6 protein-coding genes and 1 other RNA gene are annotated in these 5,110 nt (G+C 56.9%); 5 read left to right on the plus strand and 2 right to left on the minus strand.

Going from position 1 to position 5,110, the window contains the following annotated elements:
• Positions 1 to 102 precede the first annotated feature (102 nt).
• Both V6C07_RS04600 and V6C07_RS13385 read right to left on the minus strand, forming a co-directional pair.
• Positions 103 to 285, minus strand: coding sequence for an integrase core domain-containing protein (locus tag V6C07_RS04600; RefSeq protein WP_333535191.1), 183 nt, complete (start codon positions 283 to 285; stop codon positions 103 to 105).
• Positions 239 to 499 (minus strand): hypothetical protein, encoded by a 261-nt coding sequence (locus V6C07_RS13385; RefSeq protein WP_442886195.1) that lies wholly within the window; start codon positions 497 to 499, stop codon positions 239 to 241. The genes V6C07_RS04600 and V6C07_RS13385 overlap by 47 nt, the downstream gene beginning before the upstream one ends.
• Positions 500 to 975: 476 nt before the next feature.
• On the opposite strand from V6C07_RS13385, the gene glmU reads away from it, so the two are divergent.
• From glmU to rny, 5 genes are all read left to right on the plus strand, one after another.
• Positions 976 to 2,331 (plus strand): bifunctional UDP-N-acetylglucosamine diphosphorylase/glucosamine-1-phosphate N-acetyltransferase GlmU, encoded by a 1,356-nt coding sequence (glmU, locus tag V6C07_RS04605; protein ID WP_333535192.1) that lies wholly within the window; start codon positions 976 to 978, stop codon positions 2,329 to 2,331.
• Positions 2,332 to 2,393: 62 nt separating this feature from the next.
• A complete protein-coding gene (locus V6C07_RS04610; protein ID WP_333535193.1) occupies positions 2,394 to 2,801 on the plus strand; it encodes a cell division protein ZapB in 408 nt (135 codons plus the stop codon).
• 6 nt (positions 2,802 to 2,807) lie between these two features.
• The gene (locus tag V6C07_RS04615) at positions 2,808 to 3,080 is read left to right on the plus strand and encodes a cell division protein ZapA (protein WP_333535194.1); all 273 of its coding nucleotides are present in this window, start codon (positions 2,808 to 2,810) and stop codon (positions 3,078 to 3,080) included.
• A gap of 11 nt (positions 3,081 to 3,091) precedes the next feature.
• Positions 3,092 to 3,274, plus strand: a non-coding RNA gene (ssrS, locus tag V6C07_RS04620) — 6S RNA.
• 219 nt (positions 3,275 to 3,493) lie between these two features.
• A complete protein-coding gene (gene rny, locus V6C07_RS04625) occupies positions 3,494 to 5,053 on the plus strand; it encodes a ribonuclease Y (protein WP_333535195.1) in 1,560 nt (519 codons plus the stop codon).
• Positions 5,054 to 5,110 lie beyond the last annotated feature (57 nt).

The following is a 5,110-nucleotide window of genomic DNA, read 5'->3' on the forward strand; positions in this document are numbered from 1 at the left end:
AGAAGAGTGTAGTATGATGGCTCAAGTCCAAAATCTCCTTGTGTGGCAAGTTGTTGTGGTAACTTCTTATACCACATACTGCTGAGATTTTGGACTTTTTTGTTACCCCTTAGCCGGACAGCAATGAACTTCAGCCTCTTGTTCTTGTAGCGTAATAAATATCTCGCCGTCCAGCAGCTTGTCGCGCAGTTTTCCGTTGAAGCTTTCGCAGTAACCGTTTTCCCAACGGCTTCCCGGCTCAATGTATTGAGTCTGCATCGATAGCCCATCCAACAACTTTTTCAAGACGAACGCCACAACTCCGGGCCGTAGTACGTAGTCCGTAGTCCGAACGAATATTATCCGGTCGGACATGGGTCAAAAACAAATCCGCCAGAACATGCATGGCCTGTTCGGCACGAATCGTGCGAGCCACATGCAACGCCAAGCATTCACGGCTGTATTCGTCAATGACCACCAGCATACGGAAAGCTTTGCCATTAACGATACGGCAATGCACGAAGTCATAAGTTCCTGCTGGCAAGCAGTGTACACGATGCGTTTATTCATCAGATTTCGATGCGTCATCCTGGAAAAAACAATCATGACTTTGATTCATTATTTTTTATTTAGCTGATTTTTGACCAGAAACTCCCATTTTTTCGGTTTGCGCCCTTTTTTCGGGAAGAGGGCGCAAGTATCCTCAGGCAGGCCGTAATGACCTGCTCGCGCGAACGCACATCAAAAGATTTGCGCTGGTGAACAGCGTATGCGGTCGGTGGGTATTTTCGCCAAGCGCTTAGGCTTCTATTTCATATGTCGACTGGCATTCCCCCAGTCATTTTACTCCGCAATGTGGCGGCAGTAGTCGCGGGCTGCTGGTTAAGGTACCCCACGTGGCGGTGGTCCGTCAGGGGCTCCTTGCCGTTTTTCAGGCAAGGGGCTATTGCACTGCGTGAAGTTTTCCGTTTTTATGTGGAGATTAAGGAGACAGTAATGCCAAAAAACGCGGCTCTTATTCTGGCGGCGGGCAAAGGCACCCGTATGCATTCCGATAAGCCCAAGGTTTTGCAGACACTGTTGGGTGAGCCTATGCTGGCCTGTGTGCTTGAGGCTTTGCGCCCCGTTTTTGCCGAAGACGTGTGGCTCGTGGCTGGTCACCGGGCAGAGATGGTCAGGGCCGCCTTTCCGGAGGTTCCCTGTGTTCTTCAGGAGCAGCAGCTCGGCACGGGACATGCCCTCATGCAGGCCCTGCCGGCGCTTACTGCGGCAGGATATACCCATCTGCTGGTCGTCAACGGCGATGCCCCCCTGCTTTCAGAAAGCCTGGTGCGGCAGTTCCTGGCCGAGGCCGTGGGCGCTGACCTCGCCTTTGCCACCATTGACCTTGATAGCCCCGGAGCCTACGGCCGGGTGGTGCGGGAAGGGGATGACGTGCGCGCCATTGTCGAGGCCAAGGACTACGATCCGGCTCTTTACGGCCCGCCCACGGGCGAGGTTAATGCGGGCATGTACTTTTGCGCGCTGGACGCCGTGGAATGCCTGCTGCCCCGGCTTGATAATGCCAACAAGAGCGGCGAGTACTACATCACCGACCTGGTCGGGCTGGCCGTGGCGGAAAAATACAATGTGCAGGGTGTGCGTTGCGGACGCGATGACGGCCTCATGGGTGTGAATTCCCCCGTAGAGCTGGAACGTATGGAAGAAGCCCTGCGTGAGCGCCGTGTGCATGACCTGCTTGCTTCGGGCGTGATCATCCACGCGGCGGGAAGCGTGCGCGTGGGGCCTCTGGCTCATGTGGAAGCCGGAGTGGAGATCACCGGCCCCTGCGAAATTTATGGGCGTTCGCGGATTTTGCGTGGGGCCTCCATAGCCTCGCACTGCGTTCTGCGCGACAGTGTGGTGAGCGGTGGAGCGCGGATACACTCATTCTCGCACCTTGAGGGGGCGGATGTGGGTGAAGGTGCGCTGGTGGGGCCATACGCGCGGCTGCGGCCCGGCGCTGTTCTTGAGGCGCAGTCCCATGTGGGCAATTTTGTGGAATTGAAAAAAACGCGCCTGGGCCAGGGGGCCAAGGCCAACCATCTGAGCTACCTCGGTGATGCGGAAATCGGCGCGGGCAGTAATATCGGCGCAGGCGCCATTACCTGTAATTACGATGGAAAAAACAAACATCTTACGCAGATAGGACAGCGCGCCTTTATCGGCAGCAATACCGCCCTGGTGGCTCCGGTGCGCGTGGGGGACGACGCTCTTGTGGGGGCCGGCTCGGTCATCACGCATGATGTGCCTGCCGGGGAACTGGGTATTGCCCGCGAAAAACAGAGAAATCTGCCGCGTAAGAAGTCCTGACGAGCGCTTGCTTTTTTGCAGGGAACGGCCTTTTGGGTGACTTGGGCCGGGCAGGCATATGCTTGTCGGGCAGGGCGGAGGCCGTCTTTTCAGAGGTTGCCGCAGTCGGATGCTTACTGGCTGCGGGCTTTGCCCGTTGCGCCGGGCGTCGAGCGGCGTGGTTTTTTTTCGACTTTACCTCTTCCATTCTTGCCAAGGCCCTGGTGCGGTGCTATTTATCAGGCATGGAACTTCTGGAAAAGCTTGAGACGCAAGTTGCGGCTCTTCTGGCCAGGCTTGACCGCCTTCGGGCGGAAAACGAGCGCATCAGCGCCGAGTCTGCCATTTTGGGGGAGGAAAAGGCCGCCCTGGAAGATGAAAACCACAGGCTGCGCGAAGCGCTTGAAAATGAAGAGCAGCTGCGTGCTCACGCGCTCAAACGCATTGACGCCGTGTTGCGCAACATTCAGGAGCATGACAGCGTAGAGTAGGTTTTTGTGAATCAGGAAGCTATCAACCTTACCGTTCTTGGACTGAGCATAGCCTTCAAGCCCGGTGCAGATATGGACCGCGTGCAGGAAGCTGTAAGGCTTGTAGAAGAACGGTTTACTGACCAGAAGCTGAGGTTCCACGGAGGGCAGACCAAGGACATTCTGCTGACCTTTATGGCCCTTGGACTGGCGGATGATTTGTTGCAATCGCAAAAAGAGCTGGCAGGCGTGCAAGAGCGCGTAACCGCCATGCTTTCCAAGATAGAGGGATCTGTTTAGATCCCGAGGGCGCTTCCCTGGGGGGCGCGTGATTTATGCCTCGGTGCTAACCTGACAAGTATGTTAAAGGGAGTTGTCTCTGTCCTCTGTGTGCACGCCCGGCGCGACCGGGACGCCTGAAGGGGACATACTGGCTCCCGACCTGGTTATCCAGGTTCTGTACCGCACGCATGACACGGCTCTCTGGGGAAAGCCGATTTCAGAAGCAGAGCAGTTTGGGTTCCGGCTTCCGCGTTGGGGTCTTCACTTCTTTCTTGCAACACCATCCATGCTGCCGCGTTTGCGGCATCCAGCCAGGGTTTCAGCAGCCCTTTGGGCTAAATTGCTACGGCGGCACGTCACGGGCTGCCGGTGTTCGCCGGGCGGGCTCTTTTCAGGGCCGGTCCCGTATTGATAAAAGAGAGGCTGGATTCATGGACCCATTAGTTATAGCGGCGCTGCTCGCGTCTGTGGTGCTGGGGGCGGCACTGGGCGCGATGGTGTGCAAACGGTCTACAACAAAGCGCATAGGCGATGCCGACGATCTGGCTAAGCGCATTGTGGCCGAGGCCCGCAAGGAAGCGCAGGCCCAGAAAAAAGAAATTTTGCTCCAGGGGCAGGACGACCTGTTCAACCAGAAACGCGAGTTGGAAAACGAATTCAAGGAGCGTGAGCGCGAGGTCAAAACCCGCGAGCGCAAGCTTGAGGAAATGAGCGGACGCCTTGAGGAAAAGCTTGAAAAAGCTACCGCCAAGGAGCATGAGCTGCTCGCTTCGGAAAAAGACCTGGCCCGCAAGGAGCGGCAGCTTTCAGAAACAGAGATGTTCCTGCAAACCCGCATTGAGGAGCAGGAACAGCGCTTGGCCCAGATATCCGGCTTCACCGCTGACGAGGCCAAGGCGCAGTTGTTTATGGAAGTGGAAGCAAAAACGCGGCACGAATCGGCCAAGATGATCCGGCAGATCGAGATGGAAGCCCGCGAAACCGCAGACCGCAAGGCCAAGGAAATTCTCTGTAATGTCATTCAGCGCTACGCGGGCGACTACGTAAACGAGCAGACTGTTACCGCAGTCACCCTGCCCAGCGAAGACATGAAGGGCCGCATCATTGGCCGCGAAGGGCGCAACATTCGCGCTCTCGAGTCCGCCACCGGTGTGGATCTCATCATTGATGATACCCCCGAGACCGTCATTCTTTCCGCCTACAGCCCCTTGCGCCGTCAGGTCGCCAAGATGGCGCTGGAACGTCTTATCCAGGACGGACGCATCCATCCCGCGCGCATTGAGGATATTGTCCAGAAGTGCGAGCAGGAACTGGACGCCCAGGTGCGCGAAGTGGGCGAACAGGCCACATTTGATGCAGGCGTGCACGGCATACACCCTGAAATCGTCCGTCTTCTCGGCCAGTTGCGTTACCGCACCTCTTTTACGCAAAACGTGCTGCAGCATTCGCTTGAGGTATCGGCCCTGTGCGGCATGATGGCGGCAGAGCTTGGCATGGACGTGAAAAAAGCCAAGCGAGCCGGGCTGCTGCACGATATCGGCAAGGCCGTGGACCATGAAGTTGAAGGGCCGCACGCCCTTATCGGTGCGGATCTGGCAAAGAAGTATAATGAAAGCCAGGAAATCATCCACGCCATCGCCGCTCACCACGAAGATCAGCGTCCCTCGACGGCTCTGGCCGTGCTGGTGCAGGCTGCGGACTCCATTTCCGGCGCACGCCCCGGCGCGCGCAAGGAACTGCTCGAAAATTACGTGAAGCGGCTGGAGGATCTGGAAGGCATCGCCACCAGCTTTGAAGGTGTCAGCAAGGCTTACGCCATTCAGGCCGGGCGCGAAATACGCGTAATGGTCAACTCCGATCAGGTCGATGACGACACAACCTATATCCTTTGCAAGGATATAGCTGAAAAAATTGAAAAAAATCTGACATACCCCGGGCAGATCCGCGTAACGGTCATCCGCGAGCGGCGCGCCGTGGGCCTGGCCAAGTAGGCGAGGCGACGCGGGGCCGGACATACGGCTATGATACAAGACCCTCTTCTATATGTA

It is taken from the genome of Desulfovibrio sp. 1214_IL3152, from assembly GCF_036763055.1.
Lineage (GTDB): Bacteria > Desulfobacterota > Desulfovibrionia > Desulfovibrionales > Desulfovibrionaceae > Desulfovibrio.